Raw genomic sequence first — 22,698 nt, forward strand, 5'->3', positions numbered from 1 at the left:
CCCAAGGCGCCACAATGATCTCATTCGACGACACGTTTCGCCGCCAGCTGCACGAGCTGTTCGTGTGGCGGCGCGACGTGCGGCGCTTCCGCACCGATCCGCTGCCGGATGGCACGATCGAGCGGCTGATCGAGATCGCCTGCCTGTCGCCGTCGGTCGGGTTGAGCCAGCCCTGGCGGTTCGTCATTGTCGAGGATACGGCGCGGCGCCGCGCCGTGATCGACGACTTCAAGGCCTGCAACGCCGATGCGCTGCGGTCCTATTCCGGCGAGCGCGCCACGAAATATGCCGCCCTGAAATTATCGGGCCTCGAAGAGGCGCCCGGGCACCTCGCCGTGTTCGCCGAGAAGAGCGATCAGATCGGCTCCGGCCTCGGGCGCGCGACGATGCCGGAGACCTCCGACTACTCCGTGGTGGCCGCGATCTGCTCGATGTGGCTTGCCGCGCGCGCCGAAGGCATCGGGCTCGGTTGGGTCTCGATCCTCAATCCGTCCCGCATTCACGCGATCCTGGAGATTCCGGCCGCCTGGAAATTCATCGGCTATCTCTGCATCGGATACCCCCAGGCCGAGTGCGACCGTCCGGAGCTCGAGCAGGCCAAGTGGGAATCGCGGCGAGGTCCGGATGAATTCACCATCCGGCGCTGACGAATCCGCGACCGGCGGCGGCGCCGCGACGGGCGGCGTTCACTGGCGCATTGACATCGCCTCCGTAATTTTTCCCCTCCCGGAGCATAACGCGATCTGCGCGGTGCATCGCGGCGCCTTCCGGACGCTGCTCGGCGCCGACCCGACGCCGCCCGCCTGCCTCGGCTATTTCGCGCGCTATGAAAATGCGTTCAGGGCCGCGGCAGCCGCAAAAATTCTGCGCAAGCGTATCCCTGTTGGAACAAATCTGCATCTTACCAGTCGCGACATCGCCCGAAAGCTGCTAGAAGCCGACCAAATCGAACGTGGAGAGCGATCATGAGCCAGTCCCAGACCGCGCAAGCCCAGCATCTGCCGGTGGCCACAAGACAGGTCGGCCGGCTTGCCCAGTCCCTGATGGCGATGACGCTCGGCCTGTTCATCGTCGGCGTGGTCGGCTTCTCGCATATCGACGTGATCCACAACGCCGCGCACGACGTGCGCCACTCCAACGCCTTCCCCTGCCACTGACTCGTCGGCATGAGCACGTTCCGCTCGATCGTCTTCTCGTCAGTCATTGCCGGATTCATCGTCGGCCTGATCGTCACGGCGGTCCAGCAATTCGGCACCGTTCCCCTGATCCTCCGAGCCGAGGTCTATGAGAAGGCGCCCGCGCACAAGCACGAAGCCGCCGCGTCACCGCACGCCGTCCTGGTGCACGATCATGCAGACGCTGCGCATGCTGCGGAGGCCTGGGAGCCGAAGGACGGCCTGGAGCGCAATCTCTATACGGCAGGCGCGAACATCCTGACCGCGATCGGCTTTGCGCTGCTGCTCTGCGGCTTCTTTTCGGTGCGCAGCGGCGCCACCGGCGAGGCGATCTCCTGGCATGAGGGCCTGATGTGGGGCCTTGCAGGCTTCGCCGTGTTCACCATCGCCCCGGGCCTCGGGCTGCCGCCGGAATTACCCGGCGTCCCCGCCGCGCCGCTGCTCTCGCGCCAGATCTGGTGGACGATCGCGGTGCTGGCGACCTCGGCCGGCCTCGGGCTGATCGTGTTTCGGCGCTCGGCGCCTGCCGCGATCGCCGGCGTGGTCCTGATCATGCTGCCGCATCTGATCGGCGCGCCGGAGCTCGAGCATGTCGAGACCAACGTGCCCTCGTCATTGTCGCATCAGTTCGTGGTCGCGGTCACGCTGACCAGCCTGGTGTTCTGGTCGCTGCTCGGCAGCCTGACCAGCGCCGCATTCGCCTATTTCGACCGGCCGGCGGAGGCCTGACCTCATCGCTTGATGATGACGGACGCCGTCTGTCCGGCCGCGCGTTGCGGATTTCTTTACCATGCCCGGCCCGGACAAGGGCAACGTCCCTCGCCGGGTTCCCGCTCTGCCCCACCCAATTGCAGCGGCCGGGTTTACGCAACCTTAGACGATTTGGTCCACATCTGATGCGTGCACGACGCAATCGGAATGAAGCGGCCGATGTCGCAAAAGTCGAACCTTGAGGGGCACAGGCTGGCCTTTGCCGATCATGCGACGGCTGATCTCGCAACGCAGGCTGACGCAGCTCGCGGCGCGGCGACGGAGCACGGCGCGTTGGGCCAGGCATCCCGTGCCTCGACAAGTCAATCCTCGTCGCGGATCGGCGCGCTGTTCGCCGCGTTCCGTGACGCCGACTGGCTGACGGCCGATCGCGTCACCGCCTTCACCCGCGTCTTCCTCCTGCTGTTCACAGGCTGCATCGCGATCATCCCGTGGGCTGCACCGACGATGGATGTCGGCCCCGACTTCGCGGCATTCTGGACCGCGGCCAAGCTCGCGCGTGAAGGCCACGCCAGCGATGCCTATGGTGACGCTGGCCGCGCCGCCGTCGCGGCCGTGCTCGGTCACAAGACCTACGCTCCGTTCTTCTATCCGCCAACCTCGCTGCTGCTCTGGCTTCCCTTTGCGCTGGTGCCGTTTGCAACGGCCGCAATCATCTGGGTGGTCGCGACCGGCGCCGCCTATGCAGCGGCGGTGAGAGCCATCCTCAAGGGCGGATCAATCGTTCCCGCACTCGCCTTTCCCGGCGTATGGGTGTGCGCATTGTTCGGACAGAACTCGCTGTTCTCAGCCGCCCTACTCGGCGGATCGGCAGTGACGCTGGACCGCTCTCCGGTGATCGCCGGCGTCCTGCTCGGATGCTTTGCCTACAAGCCGCAGGTCGCCCTGCTTGCCCCGCTGGTGCTGATCCTGACGCGGCGCTGGCGCGCGCTCGGTGCTGCGGCCGCAACGACGCTGGTTCTCGTGCTGGCGGCGACCGCGAGCTTCGGGATCGAGCCGTGGTACAAATTTTTTGACGTTCTGCCGGAAGCCGGCGCCTGGAGCCTCGGCGGCCAGCCCGGCTTCGAGAAATTCGCAAGCCCCTATGCAGCAATCAGGCTGGCCGGCGGCTCGAGCAACGTTGCCTGGGTCGTTCAGGTGGTCGCGGCCGCGATCGCGATGATCGTTCTGATCGCGATGCTGCGGAAACGCCGCAGCGGCGCGGCCGAGATCGCGCTGATGGTGGCGGTAACGCCGCTGTGCGTGCCGTCGCTGGGCAGCTACGAGGTGGTGATGCTGGCGATCCCCGGTGCATGGCTGATCTCGCAAGCGCTTGCGCAGGGCTGGCTGCCCTATGAGCGCATCGTACTCGCCGCGCTTTATGTGACGCCGTTCGCCATGGTGCCCGCGAGCGCCAACGGCGTGCAACTAGCGCCGATCGCCTGCGTCGCGCTCATTGCGCTTGTCGCTCGACGGATTGCGCATCTGCCCGCTTCTTGTGACGCGCCGGCCGATATCACAAATTGCTGAGTAGCTCGAGGCGCAAGCCCCGCAGCAAAGCTTTTCGGCTTACTACCCAACACATTCCGCCGTCGTCCCTGCGAAAGCAGGGACCCATAACCACCGATGGTCATCGTTGCATGCGACTGGAACGACGAGTCCCTCTCACAACATCCGCCGCGGAGTATGGGTCCCTGCTTTCGCAGGGACGACCCGTGGAAGGAGTCACGCATCTCCCAGCATACGGTATCAATAAGCAGCTTCCGCCTCTACTCGCCGCGCGTCAGTATCGACTGCCGGACCGCATGCCAGCTCTCCTCATCCGGCGCGCAGAGCAAGCCGCCGGTCAGATTGACCGGCTTGTAGGGCGATCCGTCGAAATGCGCGCTGTAGCCGCCGGCCTCGCGATGCAACAGCCAGCCCGCGGCGTGATCCCACGGCATCAGCTTGTTGTAGAACAAGAGATGGCAATGGCCCGAGGCAGCCATGCGATACTCATGCGCGGCACATCGGAGCCAGGCACTGGCGCCGAGCTTGGACAGATTGCCGGCGACGAGCGCGCGCAGCGGCTCGGGCAGAAAGTTGACGCCGACCACCGCGTCCATCTGATCGATCGGCACCGCCGCGGCCACCTTCAGATCATGCCGCTTGCCGTCCGGCAGCTCGAGCCACGCCCCCTCACCACGCAGCGCGAATGCGGTGTCGTTGCTGACTGGATCATGGATCGCACCGAACACGATCTCGCCGCGCATGGTGGCGGCCACCATGCTGCCGAACAGCGGCAGGCTCGAGGTGAAATTCCGCGTGCCATCGATCGGATCGACGATGAAGGCGAGCTCCGCGGTTCCGACCTGATCGAGTGCGGCCGGATCGCGCGCGGTGCCCTCCTCGCCGATCACGGCGGCATTCGGGAACGCCCGCAGCAGCGCCGCCGAGATCGCCTGCTCGGCGAGCTCGTCGGCCTCGGTGACGACGTCGAACGCCGATGTCTTGGTGCGGACCTCGATCTCCCGCACGCGGCGAAAGCGCGGCATGATCTCGCTGCGGCCGACCTCAGTGAGGATGCTTCCGATGGTCAGCACATCGGCATGGGATAGTTTCACGCGGCATTCTCCTGCGTTGCCCAGGCATTCTACCGCAGAAATGTGACCACGTCGCAGTCAGCGGCGCTGGTTGTAGACATCGATGCAGACGGCGCCGAGCAGCACGAGGCCCTTGATCACCTGCTGATAATCGATGCCGATGCCGAGGATCGACATGCCGTTGTTCATCACGCCCATGATCATGGCACCGACCACCGCGCCGCCGACCCGGCCGACGCCCCCATAGGCCGAGGCGCCGCCGATGAAGCAGGCGGCAATCACGTCGAGCTCGAAGCCGAGGCCGGCTTTCGGCGTCGCGGTGTTGAGCCGGGCTGCGAACACCAGGCCGGCGAGCGCGGCGAGCACGCCCATGTTGACGAAGGTGAGAAAGGTCAGCCGCTCGGTCTTGACCCCGGACAGCTTCGCCGCCTTGGCATTGCCGCCCACCGCATAGATCTGCCTGCCGACCACGGTGCGCCGGGTCACGAAACCATAGAGCGCGATCAACGCGGTCATGATCACCAGCACGTTGGGCAGGCCGCGATGCGAGGCGATCAGATAGGCGAAGTAGAGCACCGCACCCGCCAGCGCGATGCTCTTGACGATGAAGAAGGCATAGGGCTCGACCTCGATGCCGTGCGCCTGCTCGCGCGCCCGGCTCTTGGCGCTGGCCAGCACCAGCACGAACGCCAGCGCGACGCCGATCAGCAACGACGTCGGGTACAAGGTTCCGGCGCTGGGAAACAGCTCGGGAATGAACCCCGACGACAGCTTCTGGAAGGTCGGCGGGAACGGTCCGACCGACTGGCCCTGCAGCACCGCGAGCGCCAGGCCCTTGAACACCAGCATCCCTGCCAGCGTCACGATGAAGGACGGAATCTTGAAATACGCGACCCAGTAGCCCTGCGCCGCGCCGATCGCAGCGCCCAGCAGCAGGCAGGCGACGAACGCGATCGGGTAGCCGACATGGTAATGCACCATCAGCACCGCCGCGACCGCTCCGACGAAGCCCGCGACCGAGCCGACTGAAAGGTCGATATGCCCGGTGACGATCACCAGCAGCATGCCGAGCGCCATGATGACGATGTAGCTGTTCTGCAGCACGAGATTGGTGAGGTTGAGCGGCTGCAGCAGCGTGCCGTCGGTCACGATCTCGAAGAACAGCATGATCGCAAGCAGCGACAGCAGCATGCCGTAGCTGCGCAGATTGTTCTTGATGAAGCCGGAATGCTTCGGGGTCTCGGGAAGTGACACCGTCTTGTCGGTCATTGTGCCGCTCCTCCGGACCGCGCCACGTCGTTATCGACGCCGGACATCCTGACATTGCGCATGATGGCGCGCATGATCTTCTCCTGGGTCGCCTCGCCCCTGGCGAACTCGCCGACGAAGGCGCCGTCATTCATCACGCAGATCCGGTCGCAGATGCCGAGCAGCTCGGGCATCTCCGACGAGATCACCACGACGCCCCTGCCCGCCTCGGCAAGCTCGTTGATGATCGAATAGATCTCGTATTTCGCCCCGACGTCGATCCCGCGCGTCGGCTCGTCGAGCAGCAACACTTTGGGATCGGTCATCAGCCATTTCGACAGCACCACCTTCTGCTGGTTGCCGCCGGAGAGATCGCCGGTCGCCTGATACACGTCGGAGCAGCGTATCCGCATCCGGGTGCGGTAGTCGCTCGCCGCCTTCAACTCCACCACATCGTCGATCACGCCGCGCTCCGATACCTTGCCGAGGCTCGCCACCGTGACGTTCTTGCGGACGTCGGCGGCAAGGATCAGCCCGAGCTGCTTGCGGTCCTCGGTCACATAGGCAAGTCCGGAAGCGATCGCGGCCGGCACGCTGGACAAATCGGCCTCACGCCCCTCGAGGCGAACCTTGCCGGTGACGTTGGTACCCCAGGCGCGGCCGAACAGGCTCATGGCGAACTCGGTGCGGCCGGCGCCCATCAGGCCGGCGATCCCGACCACCTCGCCACGGCGCAGCTTGAAATCGACATTCTTGATCACCTGCCGCTCGGGATGCAGCGGATGATACACCGACCAGTTCTCCACACGCATCACGGGCTCGCCGATCTCGGCGCTTCGATCCGGAAAGCGGTGCGCGAGATCGCGGTTGACCATGCTGCGGATGATGCGGTCCTCCTCGATCCGCTCGGTGCGGCAGTCGATGCTGTCGACGGTGCGGCCGTCGCGCAGCACCGTGATGCGGTCGGCGACCCGCGCAACCTCGTTCAGCTTGTGCGAGATCAGGATCGAGGCGATGCCCTGCTCGCGGAAGGTCAGGAGCCGATCGAGCAAGGCCGCGCTGTCGGCTTCGTTGAGACTTGCGGTCGGCTCGTCGAGGATCAAAAGGCGCACCCGCTTGGACAGCGCCTTGGCGATCTCCACCAGTTGCTGCTTGCCGACGCCGAGGTCGGTGATCAGCGTATCCGGCGACTCCCGCAAGCCGACCTGCGCCAGCAACTCGGCGGTGCGCCGATGCACCGCGTGGCGGTCGATGACGCCGAAGCGCGAGGGCGGATGCGACAGGAAGATGTTCTCGGCGATCGACATCAGCGGGATCAGCGCCAGCTCCTGATGGATGATGATGATCCCGAGCGCCTCGCTGTCATTGATGTCGCGGAACCGCCGTTCCTCGCCGTCGAACACGATCGATCCGTCGTAGCTGCCGGCCGGATAGACCCCGCTCAGCACCTTCATCAAGGTCGACTTGCCGGCGCCGTTCTCTCCGACCAGGGCATGGATCTCGCCGGCTTCCACGGTGAAGCTGACGTCGCGCAGCGCCTGCACGCCCGCAAAGCTCTTGCTGACGCCGCGCATCTCAAGCATTGCCGTCATCGGATCATGTCCTGCAGCGTCGATCGGCCTTGGTGCGGTTCGCCGCCGCTCCGCCGGCCGCTCTAGTCGAATTGCGAGCGCTTATAGTAGCCGCTGTCAATCAGGACTTTCTCCCAATTGGTCTTGTCCACCACGACCGGCTTGAGCAGATAGGACGGAACCACCTTGACCCCGTTGTTGTAGGTCTTGGTGTCGTTGACGCTGACCTCCTTCTTGCTCAGCACGGCATCGACCATGTCGGCGGTGACCTTGGCGAGGTCGCGGGTATCCTTGAAGATGGTCGAATACTGCTCGCCGCGCAGCATCGCCTTGATCGAGGGCACTTCCGCATCCTGACCGCTGATGACCGGCATCGGTTGGTCCTTGCTGCCGTAGCCGACGCTCTTCAGCGAGGATATGATGCCGATCGACAGGCCGTCATAGGGCGAGAGCACCGCATCGACGCGCTTCTTGCCGTAAAAGGCGCTGAGCAGATTGTCCATCCGCGCCTGCGCGGTCGCGCCGTCCCAGCGCAAGGTGGCGACCTTGTTCATGCCCATCTGGCCGCTGCCGACCACGAGCTTGCCGCTGTCGATGTATGGCTTCAGCACCGACATCGCGCCATCGTAGAAGAAATAGGCATTGTTGTCGTCGGGCGAGCCGCCGAACAGCTCGATATTGAACGGACCCTTGCCGTCCTTCAGCCCGAGCGCATTCACGATCGAGCTGGCCTGAAGCACGCCGACCTGGAAATTGTCGAAGGTCGCGTAGTAGTCGACATTGGGCGTGTCGCGGATCAACCGGTCATAGGCGATCACCGTGATGCCCTGAGCCTTGGCCTGCTTCAGCGCGTCGGACAGCGTGGTGCCGTCGATCGCGGCAATGACCAGCACCTTGGCCCCCTTGGTCACCATGTTCTCGACCTGGGAAAGCTGGTTCGGGATGTCGTCCTCGGCATATTGCAGATCGGTGCCGTAGCCGCGCTCCTTCAGCACCCTGACCATGTTGTTGCCGTCGTCGATCCAGCGCGCCGAGGATTTGGTCGGCATCGCAATGCCGATGGTGGCCTTGCTCTGGGCGTACGCGTCCGATGCGGCCACGGAGAGACCTGCCAACGCCAGCGCGAACAAGGTGGTCTTCAACTTGAACATGCTTCACTCCCTTGGTTTTTTTGAGTTGGTTTACCGTTGCCGTGGACAGCGTCAATCGACGGCTATCATTGGTAGGCTGGCCGCAGGTCTACCGCGATCTCGGATCGCGCAGGGACCGTCACCGACCGAAATTTTTCACCCGCGAGTCATGTCGTGGGACGGACGAGGCGCAGGAATGAAGCGGAGGATCATAAGCCGCGTCTCCCGGCATCGTCGGCGAGCGCCAGCATCGCCGGAGAGCCCTGGTGGTGCGGTACTTGTTTCCAGCAACCTTTGGTGGACGTTGCCCTTGCCATATGCCTGCCAGCACCGACTGGTCATTTATTTAACTGTCCGAATAAATTGATCGGCGAATCGAGGATCATGAGGTGGTGCGTCTGCCTATGGCAACCTTCGGTCGGAGTGTGCCCCCACTATGCTAGGGATGCAAGCATCATTTATTTCACTACATGAATAAATTAATCGGAACTGCCAGCCGGCGACAGTGGCTTAGGCGTCGATCTCCGAGAGATCGTCGACGACCAGCAACGCCTCGGCAAAATCGTCGCCGCTGAAATAGGTGCTGCGGGTGATGATCGTGGGGATGCCCGCCTGCGCCGCAGCAGCGAGGCCGTTGCCGGAATCCTCGACGGCAATGCAATCCGACGGACCAAGCGCGAGCCGCGCCAACACCTCGACATAGACGTCGGGGGCCGGCTTCTTTCGCGGCACGTCGTCGCCGGCAACGATCGTCTCGAACAGGCCGGCCCAGTCCAGCCCGAGCGCGACCGAGAGCAGCGCATCGATATTGCCATGTGAGGTGGTCGTGGCGATCGCCAGCCGCTGGCCGCGGCGGCGCGCACCGGCGAGCCAGGCGCGCACCCCCGGCCGCAACGGGCAGCCGCCCGCGGCAATCAACGCGGCGTAGCGCGCGGTCTTGATCCTGTGCAGGTCGGCGATGTCGGCGAATGTCAGCGACGGAACCGCATTGCGCTGGTCGAACGCGCGAATCCGCTCCTTGCCGCCGGCCACCCGGAGCAACCGCCCGTAAGTGACCTGATCCCAGAACCAGTCGAGCCCGGCTTGGGCAAACGCCTCATTGAAGGCGCGGCGGTGCACCTCCTCGGTTTCGGCCAGCGTGCCGTCGACATCGAAGATCAAGGCGCGGGCGTTCGCAATGATGTCGCGCATCCCGGATGTCCGGATCAGTGCGAGCGCCTGGTTCATCGCCCCTCGCCCGCCCCTTTCGCGAACACGCGGCTGGCCAGCACGTCGCCGGCCTCGATCGACATCACGTCGTCGGCCGTCAGCGTGCGGTCGAGCTTCGCCACGATCCGGTTGGCCTGGCGCAGCCGGATGCGGTCGAGCGCGTTGCGGATCGAGCGCGCGTTGGAGAACAGCGGCTGTTCCTTGCGGATGCCGATGTAGCGGGTGAAGGCCTCGCGTGCCTCGGGGGAGAAACGATAATTCTGTTGCTGCAGCATCAGCTCGGCAATCCACAGCAGCTCGCCGTCCGAATAGTCCGGGAAGTCGATGTGATGCGCGATGCGGGAGCGGAAGCCCGGATTGCTCTGGAAGAACTTCTCCATGCGCTCGCCATAGCCGGCCAGGATCACCACCAGATCCTCGCGCTGGGCCTCCATGATCTGCAACAGGATCTCGATCGCCTCCTGGCCGTAATCGCGCTCGTTCTCGGGACGGTACAGGTAATAGGCCTCGTCGATGAACAGCACGCCGCCCATCGCTTTCTTCAAGATTTCTTTCGTCTTCGGCGCGGTGTGACCGATATATTGCCCGACAAGATCGTCGCGCGTGACGCTGATGACGTGACCGCGGCGCACGAAGCCGAGCTTGTGCAGGATGCCGGCCATCCTGAGCGCAACCGTGGTCTTGCCGGTGCCGGGATTGCCGGTGAACGACATGTGCAGCGTCGGGAATGTCGTCGCCAGCGCCATCTTCTGCCGGATGCGTTCGACCAAAAGCAGCGAGGCGATCTCGCGGATGCGGGTCTTCACCGGCTTCAGGCCGATCAATTCGGAATCGAGCTGGTCGAGCACGTCGCCGATGCCGAGGTCGGCGAATTCATGCCGGAGGTCGATGGTCTCCGGCGGCGTCTCGCGGATCGCTTGTTCGATATGTTCTTGCGCTTGCGTCATCATCCTCTCGCTTTCGAAAAAAGCTCCGTCGTCGCTGCGGCGACGACGGAGAAGTGCATCCGGACCAGACGGTCGAGGGAGCAACCCGCCTGGCTTGCCAACCGGACGCGGTCAATGATCGGCGTAGCGTTCGCCCTCGGGGCGATCAGCCGCATAGGCATGTGTCGCGTAACGAAGGTTGCGTCCGGCAGCCTCCGAGCGGTCGAGCCGGAAGCCCGGCTCCTCCCGCGGCCGGTTGACGATGAAGGACAGCCGAACCGACTCCCAGCCATGGCTGGAATCGAAGCCGGATATCCGGATGTAGCTGTTACCATAGACCCGCCGGCAGTCGGCGAGCTCCTTCATGATGCCGGCCGCATCGCGCAGGTCGAACATCGGCAGGCCCCACATGTCCCAATAGGTGTTGCGGGGATGCGGGTCGTCGGTGAACTCGATGTTCACCGCCCAGCCCTTGTCGAGGCAGTATTGCACCTGCGCAGCGATCTGCTCGTCGGTGAGATCGGGCAGGAAAGAAAAGCAGCCTTGGGTCACGCGCATGAGAAACTCCTGTCAGACCGCCATGCTCGGCGTGGGAACGAAATCGGGGGCGTCCGTCGATTCGTAATTGAAGGTGACGTCCTTCCAGACCTCGAGTGCCTCGCGCAACGGCGTGCAGGTCTGCGCCGCCTTGGCCAGGATCTCCGGTCCCTCATGGACGTAGTCGCGGCCCTCGTTGCGGGCGAGGATCATGGCTTCCAGCGCGACGCGGTTCGCAGTGGCGCCGGCCTGGATGCCGCGGGGATGGCCGATGGTGCCGCCGCCGAATTGCAGCACGACGTCCTCGCCGAGCAGGTCGAGCAGCTGGTGCATCTGGCCGGCATGAATGCCGCCGGAGGCCACCGGCATCAGCTTATTGAGGCTCGCCCAGTTCTGGTCGAAGAACACGCCATGCTCGAGCTGCATCGGGTTGAAGTCCTCGCGGCAGATATCGTAGTAGCCGCGCGTGGTGTTCGGGTCACCTTCGAGCTTGCCGACCACGGTGCCGGCATGGATGTGGTCCACACCGGCGAGCCGCATCCATTTCGCGATCACGCGGAACGAGACACCGTGGCTGCGCTGCCTGGTGTAGGTCGAGTGGCCGGCACGGTGCAGATGCAGGATCATGTTGTTCCTGCGCGCCCACTTCGCCATCGACTGGATCGCGGTGTAGCCGATCACGAGGTCGATCATGACGATGTTGGAGCCGAGCTCATGGGCGAACTCGGCGCGCTCGTACATGTCCTCCATGGTCGCCGCGGTGACGTTGAGATAGGTGCCCTTGATCTCCCCGGTCGCGGCCTGCGCGCGGTTGACCGCCTCCATGCAGTACAGGAAGCGCTCGCGCCAGTGCATGAAGGGCTGCGAGTTGATGTTCTCGTCGTCCTTGGTGAAGTCGAGCCCGCCTTTCAGCGCCTCATAGACGACGCGGCCATAGTTGCGGCCGGACAGGCCGAGCTTCGGCTTCACGGTGGCGCCGAGCAAGGGGCGGCCGAACTTGTCGAGCCGCTCGCGCTCCACCACGATGCCCGTCGCCGGACCCTGGAACGTCTTCACATAGGCGGTCGGCAGCCGCATGTCCTCGAGCCGCAGCGCCTTCAGCGGCTTGAAGCCGAACACGTTGCCGATGATCGACGCCGTCAGGTTTGAGATCGAGCCCGGCTCGAACAGATCGAGATCATAGGCGATGTAGGCGAAGTAGCTGCCCGGCGAGTTCGGCACCGGATCGACGCGATAGCACTTCGCTCGGTATTTTTCCGCAGCTGTCAGCCGGTCGGTCCACACCACGGTCCAGGTCGCGGTCGAGGATTCACCCGCCACCGCCGCGCAGGCTTCGGTCGGATCGACGCCGTCCTGCGGCGTCACGCGGAACAGCGCGATCACGTCGGTGTCCTTGGGCTCGTAGTTCGGCTCCCAATAGCCCATCCGCTTGTATTCCATCACGCCGGACTTGTAGCGATCCTTACCGCGCACCGTGATCGACTGCTGCATATTCATCAAAATCTCCTGTCGTTCGCCGCTGTTGCTCAGGCGGCCTGGGTGATCTTTCCAATCTGCGGATCGAGCCCGCCGGCGCGATAGCGACGGGCCATTTCAGGCAGCGCCACCACCTTGATCCGGGCGGCATTGCCGGCGGTGCCGAACTGCTCGAAGCGGTCGCGGCAGAGTTCGCGCAGCGCATCCATCGCGGGCTTGAGGAATTTGCGCGGATCGAACTCGCTCTTCGATTGCACAGCGACCTTGCGGAAGGCTGCGGCCATCGCGAGGCGGCAATCGGTGTCGATATTGACCTTGCGCACGCCATGCTTGATGCCGCGGACGATCTCCTCGACCGGGACGCCCCAGGTCTGCGGCATCTCGCCGCCGAACTGGTTGAACAGGTCCTGCAGCGGCTGCGGCACCGAGGACGAGCCGTGCATCACCAGATGCGTGTTCGGCAGCCGCGTGTGGATCTCCTCGACCACGCGCATCGCCAGGATCTCGCCGTCGGGTTTGCGCGTGAACTTGTAGGCGCCGTGCGAGGTGCCCATCGCGATCGCCAGCGCGTCGACCTTGGTGGCGCGGACGAAATCGACCGCCTGGTCGGGATCGGTGAGCAGCTGATCCTGGCTCAGCTTGCCTTCGACACCGTGACCGTCCTCCTGCTCGCCGCCGCCATGCTCGAGCGAGCCGAGCACGCCGAGCTCACCCTCGACCGAGGCACCGACCCAGTGCGCCATGTCGACCACCCGGCGGGTGATGTCGACATTGTAGTCATAGTCGGCCGCGGTCTTGGCGTCGGCCTTGAGCGAGCCGTCCATCATCACCGAGGTGAAGCCGTAGCGGATCGCGGTGGCACAGGTCGCCTCTTCATTGCCGTGATCGAGATGCAGGCAGAGCGGAATCTGCGGATACATCTCCTCCAGCGCGTCGATCATCTTCGCCAGCATGATGTCGTTGGCATAGGACCGCGCGCCGCGCGAGGCCTGGATGATGACCGGCGCATCGCAGCCGGCCGCCGCTTCCATGATGGCGAGGCCTTGCTCCATGTTGTTGATGTTGAAGGCCGGCACGCCGTAGCCGCGTTCGGCGGCATGGTCCAGCAATTGCCTCAATGTGATCCGCGCCATCGTGGCGTCCTCCTTTCAATTCGCTCGTTGCATGAGCTGTTTTGCTGCGGCTTTGACCGCCGCCGGCGTGATGCCGAATTCGCGGTACAGCACGTCGGCCGGCGCGGAGGCGCCGAAGCCGGTCATGCCGACGAACGCCCCGTTGTCACCGAGCCAGCGCGCCCAGTCGCCTTCGACCGCAGCTTCCACGCCGACGCGCGGTGCGCTGCCCAGTACCTGGGCGCGATAGTCGCTCGGCTGCTGGCGGAACAGGTCGAAGCACGGGGCCGAGACGACCGCGGCCTGTACCCCGTCTTCCGCCAGCAGCCTTGCGGCTTCGAGCGCGATCGCCACCTCCGAACCCGTTGCAATCAGGGTGACGTCACGCGCGAAGGCCGGCTCGACCAGGACATAGGCGCCGAGCGCGACCTGGTTGTCCTTGATATCGGTGCGAACCGTCGGCAGCGCCTGCCGCGACAGGCAGAGGATCGACGGCGAACTCTCTGCCTTCAGCGCACAATCCCAGGCTTCCGCGGTCTCGACCGCGTCGGCCGGACGGAACACCAGCACGTTCGGGATCGCGCGCAGCGCCGCCAGATGCTCGACCGGCTGATGCGTCGGCCCGTCCTCGCCGAGCCCGATCGAGTCATGAGTCATGACATGGATAACACGGATCCCCATCAGCGCCGCAAGGCGGATCGCCGGCCGGCTATAATCGGCGAAGCTCAGGAAGGTGCCGCCATAGGGAATGAAGCCGCCATGCAGCGCAATGCCGTTCATCGCCGCCGCCATGCCGTGCTCGCGGATGCCATAGTGGATGTAGCTGCCGTCGAGCGTGTCCGGTCGCACCGAGACCTGCGACTTCGCCTGCGTGAGATTGGAGTGCGTCAGATCGGCCGAGCCACCCAGCAGATTGGGCAGCGCCTCCGCGATCACGTCGATCACCTGCTGCGAGGCCTGTCGCGTGGCGAGCTTCGGTTGCTCGGTCGCAAAGCGTTCGACGAGCGCCACCATGGCCTTGGTATAGGCGCAGGGCAGTTTCCGGTTCAGCGCGTCGTGGAACGGCGACCGTTCGCCCTTGTCGGTCTTGCCGGCGGCACGCGAACGCTCGATCCAGGCGCGTCGCGCGTCGCGGCCACGGCCGCCGAGCTCGCGCCACTCGGCCAGCACCGCATCGGGGACCTCGAAGGCCGGATACGGCCAGCGCAGCGCGCTGCGGGTCTTCGCCACCTCGTCGGTGCCGAGCGGCGCACCATGCACCTTCTCGCTGCCCTGCCGGTTCGGCGCACCGAACCCGATCACGGTGCGGCAGGCGATCAGCGACGGACGATCGCTCGACCGGGCCTGCCGGATCGCCGCGGAGATCGCCTGCGGATCGTGGCCGTCGATGCGGCCGACGTTCCAGCCGCTCGCCGCAAACCGCGCCGCCTGGTCGTCCGAGCAGGACAGCGAGGTGGCGCCGTCGATCGAGATGCGGTTGTCGTCGAACAGCACGATCAGCCGGTTCAGCCGCAGATGGCCGGCGAGCGAGATCGCCTCGTGGCTGAGGCCTTCCATCAGGCAGCCATCGCCGGCGATCACATAGGTGTAGTGGTCGACGAGATCGTCGCCGAAGCGGGCGTTCATCAATCGCTCGGCGAGCGCCATGCCGACCGCAGTCGCAATGCCCTGCCCGAGCGGCCCGGTCGTGGTCTCGACGCCGGGCGTATGCCCGTATTCCGGATGTCCCGGGGTCTGCGATCCCCACTGCCGGAACGCCTTGAGCTGATCGAGCGTCATGCTCTCGTAGCCGGTGAGATAGAGCAGCGCATAGAGCAACATCGAGCCGTGGCCGGCCGACAGCACGAAGCGGTCGCGGTCGGGCCAGGCCGGATCGGCCGGGTCGAACTTCAGGAAGTCGGTGAACAGCACGGTCGCGACATCGGCCATGCCCATCGGCATGCCGGGATGGCCGGATTTCGCCTGCTCCACCGCGTCGATGGCGAGGAAGCGGATGGCATTGGCCATCTCGTCATGGCTGACGTCGGGGCGGCTCGCAACGGACGCAAGTGCGGTCGTCATATCGTTCGCCTCTTTCGTTCGATCAGTTGCAGGATCAGCGGGGTCAGGATCAGCTGCATCGCGAGATCGAGCTTGGCGCCGTGCACCACGATCGAATTGGCGCGCGACATGAAGCTGTTCGGGATCATCGAGAGCAGATAGGGAAAATCGATGCCGCGCGGGTTCTTCAGGCGGATCACGACCATCGATTCGTCAGGGGTCGGGATCCAGCGCGCGATGAACGGGTTCGACGTATCGACCGTCGGCACGCGCTGGAAGTTGATGTCGGTCTCGGTGAATTGCGGGCAGATGTAATTCACGTAGTCCGGCATGCGGCGCAGGATGGTGTCGGTCACCGCCTCGGTGGAGTAGCCGCGATGGCTGCGATCGCGATGCAGCTTCTGGATCCATTCGAGGTTGATCACCGGCACGACGCCGATCTTGAGGTCGGCGTGCTGCGCGACATTGACCTTGTCGGTGACCACGGCGCCATGCAGGCCCTCGTAGAACAGCAGGTCGGAATTCTCCGGCAGCGCCTCCCAGGCGGTGAAGGTGCCGGGCTTGGCGCCGTAGAGCCGCGCTTCCTCCTCGTCGTGCACGTAGTGCCGTGTCGTTCCGGTGCCGGTCTCGGCATAGTCGCTGAACAGCTTCTCCAGCTCCTCGAACAGATTGGTCTCGGGGCTGAAATGGCTGAAGTGCTTGTTGCCGTGCTCGGCCCGCTCCGCCATCAGGCTGCGCATCTCGGTGCGGTCGTAGCGGTGGAAGGCGTCGCCCTCGATATAGGCCGCGATCACGTTCTCGCGGCGGAAGATGTTCTCGAACGTCTTCTTCACCGAGGTGGTGCCGGCGCCGGAGGAGCCGGTGATCGAGATGATGGGATGCCTGCGAGACATACGTTCCCCCTTCAGCGGAACAGGCCGCGCCGCGCGAACAGCGGGGCATCGCTGCTCTCGAACAACGGCTCGACGGTCAGGTGGATCGCATCGACGTCGCGCACGGCGCGCGTCGATCCCATGATAAGCGGCACACGTTGATGCGGCGTGCGTGCCGACAATTCGAGGATGCGGGAGCGGCCATTCGACGCGGCGCCGCCGGCCCATTCCATGATCAGTGCGATGGGATGCGCCTCGTAGAGCAGGCGCAGCCGGCCTTCGCGATAGCCCTGGCGCGCATCCGCCGGATAGAGGAACACGCCGCCGCGCATCAGGATGCGGTAGGCTTCCGCCACCAGCGAGCCGATCCAGCGCATGTTGTAGTCCTGCCCAAGTTCGCCATTCACCCCGGCGAGGCAGTCGTCGATGTAGTTGCGCACCGGGCCGCTCCAGTGCCGCCGGTTCGAGGCATTGATGGCGAATTCCGAGGCGTCCTGCGGCACCCGCAGGTCACGTGCCGTCAGGACGAACTCGCCGCTGCGCGGATCCAGCGTGAAGCAGTCGACACACTGGTCGAGTGCCAGCACCAGCACGGTCTGCGGACCGTAGATGAAGCAGCCGGCGGCGCATTGCGCCGTGCCGGGCTCGAAGAAGGTCGAGAGAACGTCGTTGCCCTTCGGCCGGATCGAGAAGATCGTGCCGATCGAGATGTTGTTTTCGAGATTGGCCGATCCATCGAGCGGATCGATCGCGACGCAAAGCGGCGCATCGGGATCGAGCGTCTCCGGCAGTTCGGCCTCCTCCGACAGCACCGCGGCGACCGGCGCCGTGCGCAGCGCGTCGCGCATCAGGCCGTCCGCGACGATGTCGATGGTCTTCTGGCGATCGCCGTCGGGATTGACGCCGCCGCTGTCGCCGCCGATGCCGGCGAGCGGCCCGGCGGCAATGGTGCGCGACAGCTCGATTGCGGCCGCCGCAAGCGCTTCGATCACCGCCACGGTCGCGGCGCGCAGCGGGTTATGCCGCGTCGGCCACTCCAGATGGGCATGCAATGCAGGACGAATCTCCACCGGCCTCTCCCTATGATCGCGCCCTCTGTCCCGAGGCTTCGAGAGGCGACCTCAGAGAGTCGCCCTCGCCGTATCAACGCGCGAATTGCCCAATTAGGGAAATTTTATTATCTTTGGTCCGGGCAAAGTATTTCTTATGGAGCTTGTGAGATATGGCCGGCAACTTCTCGCGGGACCTGACCATCCGCCAGCTGCGCGCGCTATCGACCCTGCACGAGGCCGGCTCGATCACCTCGGCGGCGAACCGGCTGAACCTGACCCAGCCGGCGGTGACCCTGCAGCTCCGCAATTTGCAGGCGCTCGCGGGATTGCCGCTGATCCAGCGCACCGGCGACGGCATGGCGCTGACCGATGCCGGCGCGCATGTGCTCACACTGGTGGAGCGGATCGAGGCGGCGCTGAAGGATTGCGAGCAATCGCTCGACATGATCGCAGGCCGCAGCGGCGGCCGCGTTGCGATGGGCGCGGTCTCGACCGCGAAATACTTCGTGCCGTTCGCGATCGCGGCGTTCTCGCGCCGCTTTCCCAAGATCGAGGTCACGCTGCGGATCGGCAACCGCGAGGAGATCCGCGACGCGCTGCGCGGCTACGATCTCGACATCGCGGTGATGGGCCGGCCGCCGGCCGATGTCGAGGTCGAGATGAAGCCGCTCGGCCGGCATCCGCACTTCATCATCGCAGCGCCCGACCATCGGCTGGCGCGGCGCCGGCACATCGCCCCGTCCGAGCTCGCCAACGAGACCTTCATCACCCGCGAGCAAGGGTCAGGCACGCGGATGCTGATGCAGCAATATTTCGAGCGGGTCGGACTGGAGCCGAAGCTCGGCATGGCGATGGACAGCAACGAGACCATCAAGCAGGCCGTGATGGCCGGGCTCGGCATCGCCTTCATCTCGCAGCACACCGTGTTCCATGAGCTGGAGGACGGCCGGCTGGTGGTGCTCAAGGTGAAGGGCCTGCCGATCGTCCGGCAATGGCACGCGATCCGGCGCACCGACAAGATCCTGCTGCCGCCGGCACAGGCCATGCTGGAATTCCTCGGCAAGGAGGGCTGGCGTTATCTGCCCAATTCACGCTAGCGCCGCACCATCGACCGATCGAAAAAATCGAATTGGCGCCGTATGTTAACCATTGAAGTTCCAGCAGACGCGTGTCACATCTTGAGCGCGGTCAGTGGCGGACCGTATCCCTGCGAGGGAGGATGAACTGCAAAACCAGTCCCCGCCGATGCCTGACTTCAAGGCGTTATTCGAGGCGGCGCCCGGCCTCTATCTGGTGCTGACGCAGCCCGACTTCCGCATCGTGGCAGTAAGCGACGCCTATCTGCGCGCCACCAGGACCGAGCGCGCTGCGATCCTTGGACGCGGGTTGTTCGAAGTATTTCCCGACAATCCGGACGATCCGGCCGCCGACGGCGTGCGGAACCTGCGCGCCTCACTCGAGCGCGTGGTCCAGTTTCGCCGTCCCGACACCATGACGGTGCAGAAATACGACATCCGCAAGCCCGAATCGGAGGGCGGCGGATTCGAGGAGCGCTTCTGGAGCCCGCGCAATACGCCGGTGTTCGGGCCGACCGGACAGTTCACCTACATCATCCATCGGGTCGAGGACGTCACCAGCTTCATTCAGCTGAAGCAGCGCGGCGCCGAGCAGGCCGAACTGACCGACCGGCTGCGCGAGCGCACCGAGCAGATGGAAGCCGAGATCTTCATGCGCGCGCGCGAGGTCGAGGCCGCCCGCGAGCAGCTCGAAGCCGAGCAGAAGCTGCGCCAAGTGCAGAAGATGGAAGCTGTCGGCCACCTCACCGGCGGCATCGCGCACGACTTCAACAACATCCTGACCGTCATCACCGGCCTGATCGACATCCTCGCCGAGGCCGTCGAGCACGATGCCGCGCTGTCGTCGGTCACCAAGATGATCAGCGATGCGGCCTTTCGCGGCGCCGAGGTGACCAAGCATCTGCTGGCGTTCTCGCGGCAGCAGCCGCTGCAACCGCGCGAAGCCGATCTCAACACGCTGGTGCAGGACACCGCGCGGCTGCTGCGCCCCTCGCTCGGCGAGCAGATCGAGATCGATACCGCGCTCGAGCCCGACGCCTGGCCGGCCTTCATCGACCCCAACCACATGGCGACCGCGCTGCTCAATCTCGCCGTAAATGCCCGCGATGCGATGCCCGACGGCGGCAAGCTGATGCTGGAGACCAGCAACGTCATCCTCGACGAGGTCTATGCCGCCGCCAATCCCGATGTGCGGGCGGGTGAATATGTGATGGTCGCGGTCAGCGACACCGGCGGCGGAATCCCGGCAGCGATCCGCGACAAGGTGTTCGAGCCGTTCTTCACCACCAAGGACACCGGCAAGGGCACCGGGCTCGGGCTCAGCATGGTCTACGGCTTCATCAAGCAGTCCGACGGCCATCTCAAGATCTATTCCGAGGAGGGCCACGGCACCTCGATCAAGCTCTATCTGCCGCGCAGCATGGGCGACATGGTCGACGTCGAGCCGCCGCCTGCGGTCGACACCCGCGGCGGCCATGAATCCATCCTGGTCGTCGAGGACGATCCGCTGGTCCGCAACTATGTTAGCGCCCAGCTCGAGCAGCTCGGCTACCGCACCATGGTCACCGCCAACGGCCCGGAAGCTCTGGCGGCCGTCGACAAGGGCTTCGTCTGCGACGTGCTGTTCACCGACGTCATTATGTCCGGCGGCATGAACGGCCGGCAGGTCGCCGATGCCGTGATAGCCAGGCTCCCCTCGGTGCGCGTGCTGTTCACTTCGGGCTATACCGAGGACGCGATCATCCATCACGGCCGTCTCGACCCCGACGTGACGCTGTTGCCGAAGCCTTATCGCAAAGCCGATCTGGCGCGGATGATCCGCCAGGTGCTGACCCAGCCTCCCGCCTCGGCGGTCGCGGCCAAGTAAGCGGTCCGCTCCGACATCACGCGTCTCCGCGCGGTTGTTTGCTCCGGTCGGCCGGCGCGGCACATCCGGACAGGAAGAGAGCCGCGCAGGCTTTGGCGCGCGCCTCCATCTCGCTGTGCAGCGGCGCGGGCTTGTGCCCGAACATCACGTCGCGCTGCGGCTTGAACACGAGCATGCCGAGCAGCATGCCTGCGGCCGCCTCGACATCATCGAGCACGATCCGCCCTCGCCGCTGCTGCACGCCGAGCCAGCTCGCCAGCGCGGCGATCGACCGCTGCATGGCCTTCTCGTAGAACGTCTCGGCGATGTCGGGGAATTTGTCGCTGTCGGCGAGGATGATGCGCTGAAGCGCGATGACCTCGGCATCGAGGATGAGTTCGGCGCAGGCCAGCAGCGCCCGCTCCAGGGCCGCGGCGATATCGCGGCCATCGCAGGCGCCGAGATTGACGCTGGATATGAAGCGGTCCATCCGGTCCGTCACCATGCCTTCGAACAGCGCCAGCTTGGTCGGGATCAACCGGTAGAGCGTCTTGGTGGAGACGCCGGCGCGGCAGGCGACGTCGGCGATATTGGCCGCGGCAAACCCGCGCTCGGAGAACTCGCGGCGCGCGGCCTCATAGATCAGCGCGCGCGTCTCGTCGTCGGAGCGAAGCTGCGGCCGCCCGCGGCCGCGCCGCTCCGGTGCGGCCTGCTCTGTCTGGTTCTTGTCATTCCGGTTCATCCGCGAGCCATGCTTTTAGATGATGACTGTCATTCTATTGACAGTCCCAATATGGGCTCTATTTTGGAAAACATCAAGTTTCCTAATTACCCCCGTGACCGAATGCCGAGATTGGCAAGGTTTCCAAAGGGATAGAACGGATCAGGAGCGCCGCCATGAGCCAGCATGAGACATCATTCAAGGCCGAGAGCCAGGTTCCGGCCGAGACCGCCAAGCAGTTGATCGCCACCCCCGAAGCCGCAAAACCTCCTGCCGCCAAGGGCACGCTCCGCCGCCTGCTGCTTGCCGGCGCAGCGCTTGCCGTCCTCGCGGGCGGCGCCTGGTACGGCTGGGACTACTGGACGGTCGGCCGCTTCCAGATCTCGACCGACGACGCCTATGTGAAGGCGGACAACACGACGATCGCGCCGAAGGTTTCCGGCTATCTCAGCGCGGTGCTGGTCGGCGACAACGAGCATGTGCGCGCCGGCCAGATCCTGGCGCGGATCGACGAACGCGATTTCAAGGTCGCGCTGGATCAGGCCAAGGCCGACGTCGCCGCCGCGGGCGCTGCGATCACCAGCAAGCGCGCGCAGCTCGACGTGCAGCAATCCGTGATCGAAGCGGCCCGCGCGACGCTGGCGGTCGACACCGCGAACCAGACTTTTGCCGAGCAGGAGAACAAGCGCTACACCGATCTCGCCGGCACCGGCTTCGGCAGCGTGCAGAACGCGCAGCAGGCGCAGTCACGCTACGCCAGCGCACAGGCCGCCGTCGCCCGCGATACCGCAAATCTCGCCTCCGCGCTGCGTCAGGTCGAGCTGCTCAAGGCCGACATTGCCCAGGCCATCGCGGCGCAGGCGCGCGCCACCGCGCTCCAGCATCAGGCCGAGTTGAACCTCGGCTACACCACCATCACGGCCCCGATCGACGGCGTGGTCGGCAACCGCACCTTGCGCACGGGCCAGTTCGTGCAGGCCGGCACGCAGCTGATGTCGCTGGTGCCGGCCACCGGCGCCTATGTGATCGCGAATTACAAGGAGACGCAGCTCACCAATGTCCGCAAGGGCCAGCCGGTCGAGATTGCGGTCGACATGTTCCCGGGACAGGTGGTGCGCGGCCATGTCGACAGCCTGGCGCCCGCCAGCGGCCAGGAATTCGCGCTGCTGCCGCCTGATAATGCCACCGGCAATTTCACCAAGGTGGTGCAGCGCATCCCGGTGAAGATCGCGCTCGACGCGACGCCGGTCGAGTTGCGGCCCGGCATGTCTGTCATCCCGAGCATCGCGACCGCATCGCAACCGGTCGAGGCGCCGCGCTCCAGCGCCTCTCCCAAGCTCGCAGTCGCCTCGTTCAAGTAAACGATACCAAAACA

The 22,698-nt window shown here is 65.1% G+C and carries 21 protein-coding genes; 8 read left to right on the forward strand and 13 right to left on the reverse strand.

The window, feature by feature from the left end; all coding sequences use genetic code 11:
* The first annotated feature begins 14 nt into the window (after positions 1–14).
* The 5 genes from bluB to ACVW17_RS32335 all read left to right on the forward strand — a co-directional run bounded on the left by bluB (position 15) and on the right by ACVW17_RS32335 (position 3,455).
* Positions 15–647, forward strand: a complete 633-nt coding sequence (bluB, locus tag ACVW17_RS32315; RefSeq protein WP_456798301.1) for a 5,6-dimethylbenzimidazole synthase — start codon at positions 15–17, stop codon at positions 645–647.
* Positions 625–969 carry a hypothetical protein gene (locus ACVW17_RS32320; protein WP_456798302.1) on the forward strand — a complete coding sequence of 115 codons (345 nt, stop codon included), beginning with the start codon at positions 625–627 and terminating at the stop codon, positions 967–969. Before bluB ends, ACVW17_RS32320 begins: the two co-directional genes overlap by 23 nt.
* A complete protein-coding gene (locus tag ACVW17_RS32325; RefSeq protein WP_021082128.1) occupies positions 966–1,157 on the forward strand; it encodes a CbtB domain-containing protein in 192 nt (63 codons plus the stop codon). Before ACVW17_RS32320 ends, ACVW17_RS32325 begins: the two co-directional genes overlap by 4 nt.
* 9 nt (positions 1,158–1,166) lie before the next feature.
* The gene (locus ACVW17_RS32330; RefSeq protein WP_456755647.1) at positions 1,167–1,904 is read left to right on the forward strand and encodes a CbtA family protein; all 738 of its coding nucleotides are present in this window, start codon (positions 1,167–1,169) and stop codon (positions 1,902–1,904) included.
* A gap of 201 nt (positions 1,905–2,105) precedes the next feature.
* Positions 2,106–3,455: a glycosyltransferase family 87 protein gene (locus tag ACVW17_RS32335; RefSeq protein ID WP_456755648.1), complete on the forward strand. Its 1,350-nt coding sequence runs from the start codon at positions 2,106–2,108 to the stop codon at positions 3,453–3,455.
* Between the two features lie 239 nt (positions 3,456–3,694).
* On the opposite strand, the gene ACVW17_RS32340 is transcribed toward ACVW17_RS32335, so the two are convergent.
* From ACVW17_RS32340 to ACVW17_RS32395, 12 genes are all read right to left on the reverse strand, one after another.
* Positions 3,695–4,528: an inositol monophosphatase family protein gene (locus tag ACVW17_RS32340; RefSeq protein WP_456755649.1), complete on the reverse strand. Its 834-nt coding sequence runs from the start codon at positions 4,526–4,528 to the stop codon at positions 3,695–3,697.
* Positions 4,529–4,585: 57 nt separating this feature from the next.
* Positions 4,586–5,776 (reverse strand): multiple monosaccharide ABC transporter permease, encoded by a 1,191-nt coding sequence (gene mmsB / locus ACVW17_RS32345; RefSeq protein ID WP_456755650.1) that lies wholly within the window; start codon positions 5,774–5,776, stop codon positions 4,586–4,588.
* Positions 5,773–7,347: a multiple monosaccharide ABC transporter ATP-binding protein gene (gene mmsA / locus ACVW17_RS32350; protein ID WP_456755651.1), complete on the reverse strand. Its 1,575-nt coding sequence runs from the start codon at positions 7,345–7,347 to the stop codon at positions 5,773–5,775. Before mmsA ends, mmsB begins: the two co-directional genes overlap by 4 nt.
* A gap of 62 nt (positions 7,348–7,409) precedes the next feature.
* A complete protein-coding gene (chvE, locus tag ACVW17_RS32355) occupies positions 7,410–8,477 on the reverse strand; it encodes a multiple monosaccharide ABC transporter substrate-binding protein (RefSeq protein ID WP_456755652.1) in 1,068 nt (355 codons plus the stop codon).
* A 489-nt stretch (positions 8,478–8,966) separates the two neighbouring features.
* Positions 8,967–9,683, reverse strand: coding sequence for an HAD family hydrolase (locus tag ACVW17_RS32360; protein ID WP_456755653.1), 717 nt, complete (start codon positions 9,681–9,683; stop codon positions 8,967–8,969).
* Positions 9,680–10,612 carry a CbbX protein gene (cbbX, locus tag ACVW17_RS32365; RefSeq protein ID WP_456755654.1) on the reverse strand — a complete coding sequence of 311 codons (933 nt, stop codon included), beginning with the start codon at positions 10,610–10,612 and terminating at the stop codon, positions 9,680–9,682. The genes ACVW17_RS32360 and cbbX overlap by 4 nt, the downstream gene beginning before the upstream one ends.
* 111 nt (positions 10,613–10,723) lie before the next feature.
* A complete protein-coding gene (locus ACVW17_RS32370; RefSeq protein WP_456755655.1) occupies positions 10,724–11,149 on the reverse strand; it encodes a ribulose bisphosphate carboxylase small subunit in 426 nt (141 codons plus the stop codon).
* Between the two features lie 12 nt (positions 11,150–11,161).
* The gene (locus ACVW17_RS32375; protein ID WP_456756576.1) at positions 11,162–12,619 is read right to left on the reverse strand and encodes a form I ribulose bisphosphate carboxylase large subunit; all 1,458 of its coding nucleotides are present in this window, start codon (positions 12,617–12,619) and stop codon (positions 11,162–11,164) included.
* Positions 12,620–12,654: 35 nt separating this feature from the next.
* A complete protein-coding gene (fba, locus tag ACVW17_RS32380; RefSeq protein ID WP_456755656.1) occupies positions 12,655–13,737 on the reverse strand; it encodes a class II fructose-bisphosphate aldolase in 1,083 nt (360 codons plus the stop codon).
* 15 nt (positions 13,738–13,752) lie between these two features.
* Positions 13,753–15,777: a transketolase gene (gene tkt / locus ACVW17_RS32385; RefSeq protein WP_456755657.1), complete on the reverse strand. Its 2,025-nt coding sequence runs from the start codon at positions 15,775–15,777 to the stop codon at positions 13,753–13,755.
* Positions 15,774–16,649 (reverse strand): phosphoribulokinase, encoded by an 876-nt coding sequence (locus tag ACVW17_RS32390; RefSeq protein WP_456755658.1) that lies wholly within the window; start codon positions 16,647–16,649, stop codon positions 15,774–15,776. Before ACVW17_RS32390 ends, tkt begins: the two co-directional genes overlap by 4 nt.
* Positions 16,650–16,660: 11 nt before the next feature.
* Complete coding sequence (locus tag ACVW17_RS32395) at positions 16,661–17,692, reverse strand: class 1 fructose-bisphosphatase (RefSeq protein ID WP_456756577.1); 1,032 nt, start codon at positions 17,690–17,692, stop codon at positions 16,661–16,663.
* A gap of 158 nt (positions 17,693–17,850) precedes the next feature.
* Between ACVW17_RS32395 and ACVW17_RS32400 the strand changes: the two genes are divergently transcribed.
* Entirely contained in the window at positions 17,851–18,777 is a 927-nt protein-coding gene (locus ACVW17_RS32400; protein WP_456755659.1) for a LysR family transcriptional regulator, read from the forward strand.
* Positions 18,778–18,925: 148 nt separating this feature from the next.
* On the forward strand, positions 18,926–20,623 hold the full coding sequence (locus ACVW17_RS32405) for an ATP-binding protein (protein ID WP_456755660.1): 1,698 nt from the start codon (positions 18,926–18,928) through the stop codon (positions 20,621–20,623).
* Positions 20,624–20,639: 16 nt separating this feature from the next.
* Here the strand turns inward: ACVW17_RS32405 and ACVW17_RS32410 are convergent, their stop codons facing one another.
* A complete protein-coding gene (locus ACVW17_RS32410; protein ID WP_456755661.1) occupies positions 20,640–21,344 on the reverse strand; it encodes a TetR/AcrR family transcriptional regulator in 705 nt (234 codons plus the stop codon).
* A 155-nt stretch (positions 21,345–21,499) separates the two neighbouring features.
* Between ACVW17_RS32410 and ACVW17_RS32415 the strand changes: the two genes are divergently transcribed.
* Positions 21,500–22,684, forward strand: a complete 1,185-nt coding sequence (locus tag ACVW17_RS32415; protein WP_456755662.1) for an HlyD family secretion protein — start codon at positions 21,500–21,502, stop codon at positions 22,682–22,684.
* Positions 22,685–22,698: the final 14 nt, after the last annotated feature.

The organism is Bradyrhizobium sp. USDA 4473 (assembly GCF_054063335.1).

Excerpts from the sequence above, each read along its gene's own strand:
- bluB (WP_456798301.1), top strand. The coding sequence starts at position 15 with ATGATCTCATTCGACGACACGTTTCGCCGCCAGCTGCACGAGCTGTTC.
- ACVW17_RS32320 (WP_456798302.1), top strand. The coding sequence starts at position 625 with ATGAATTCACCATCCGGCGCTGACGAATCCGCGACCGGCGGCGGCGCC.
- ACVW17_RS32325 (WP_021082128.1), top strand. The coding sequence starts at position 966 with ATGAGCCAGTCCCAGACCGCGCAAGCCCAGCATCTGCCGGTGGCCACA.
- ACVW17_RS32330 (WP_456755647.1), top strand. The coding sequence starts at position 1,167 with ATGAGCACGTTCCGCTCGATCGTCTTCTCGTCAGTCATTGCCGGATTC.
- ACVW17_RS32335 (WP_456755648.1), top strand. The coding sequence starts at position 2,106 with ATGTCGCAAAAGTCGAACCTTGAGGGGCACAGGCTGGCCTTTGCCGAT.
- mmsB (WP_456755650.1), bottom strand. The coding sequence starts at position 5,776 with ATGACCGACAAGACGGTGTCACTTCCCGAGACCCCGAAGCATTCCGGC.
- mmsA (WP_456755651.1), bottom strand. The coding sequence starts at position 7,347 with ATGACGGCAATGCTTGAGATGCGCGGCGTCAGCAAGAGCTTTGCGGGC.
- chvE (WP_456755652.1), bottom strand. The coding sequence starts at position 8,477 with ATGTTCAAGTTGAAGACCACCTTGTTCGCGCTGGCGTTGGCAGGTCTC.
- ACVW17_RS32360 (WP_456755653.1), bottom strand. The coding sequence starts at position 9,683 with ATGAACCAGGCGCTCGCACTGATCCGGACATCCGGGATGCGCGACATC.
- cbbX (WP_456755654.1), bottom strand. The coding sequence starts at position 10,612 with ATGACGCAAGCGCAAGAACATATCGAACAAGCGATCCGCGAGACGCCG.
- ACVW17_RS32370 (WP_456755655.1), bottom strand. The coding sequence starts at position 11,149 with ATGCGCGTGACCCAAGGCTGCTTTTCTTTCCTGCCCGATCTCACCGAC.
- ACVW17_RS32375 (WP_456756576.1), bottom strand. The coding sequence starts at position 12,619 with ATGCAGCAGTCGATCACGGTGCGCGGTAAGGATCGCTACAAGTCCGGC.
- fba (WP_456755656.1), bottom strand. The coding sequence starts at position 13,737 with ATGGCGCGGATCACATTGAGGCAATTGCTGGACCATGCCGCCGAACGC.
- tkt (WP_456755657.1), bottom strand. The coding sequence starts at position 15,777 with ATGACGACCGCACTTGCGTCCGTTGCGAGCCGCCCCGACGTCAGCCAT.
- ACVW17_RS32390 (WP_456755658.1), bottom strand. The coding sequence starts at position 16,649 with ATGTCTCGCAGGCATCCCATCATCTCGATCACCGGCTCCTCCGGCGCC.
- ACVW17_RS32400 (WP_456755659.1), top strand. The coding sequence starts at position 17,851 with ATGGCCGGCAACTTCTCGCGGGACCTGACCATCCGCCAGCTGCGCGCG.
- ACVW17_RS32405 (WP_456755660.1), top strand. The coding sequence starts at position 18,926 with ATGCCTGACTTCAAGGCGTTATTCGAGGCGGCGCCCGGCCTCTATCTG.
- ACVW17_RS32410 (WP_456755661.1), bottom strand. The coding sequence starts at position 21,344 with ATGAACCGGAATGACAAGAACCAGACAGAGCAGGCCGCACCGGAGCGG.
- ACVW17_RS32415 (WP_456755662.1), top strand. The coding sequence starts at position 21,500 with ATGAGCCAGCATGAGACATCATTCAAGGCCGAGAGCCAGGTTCCGGCC.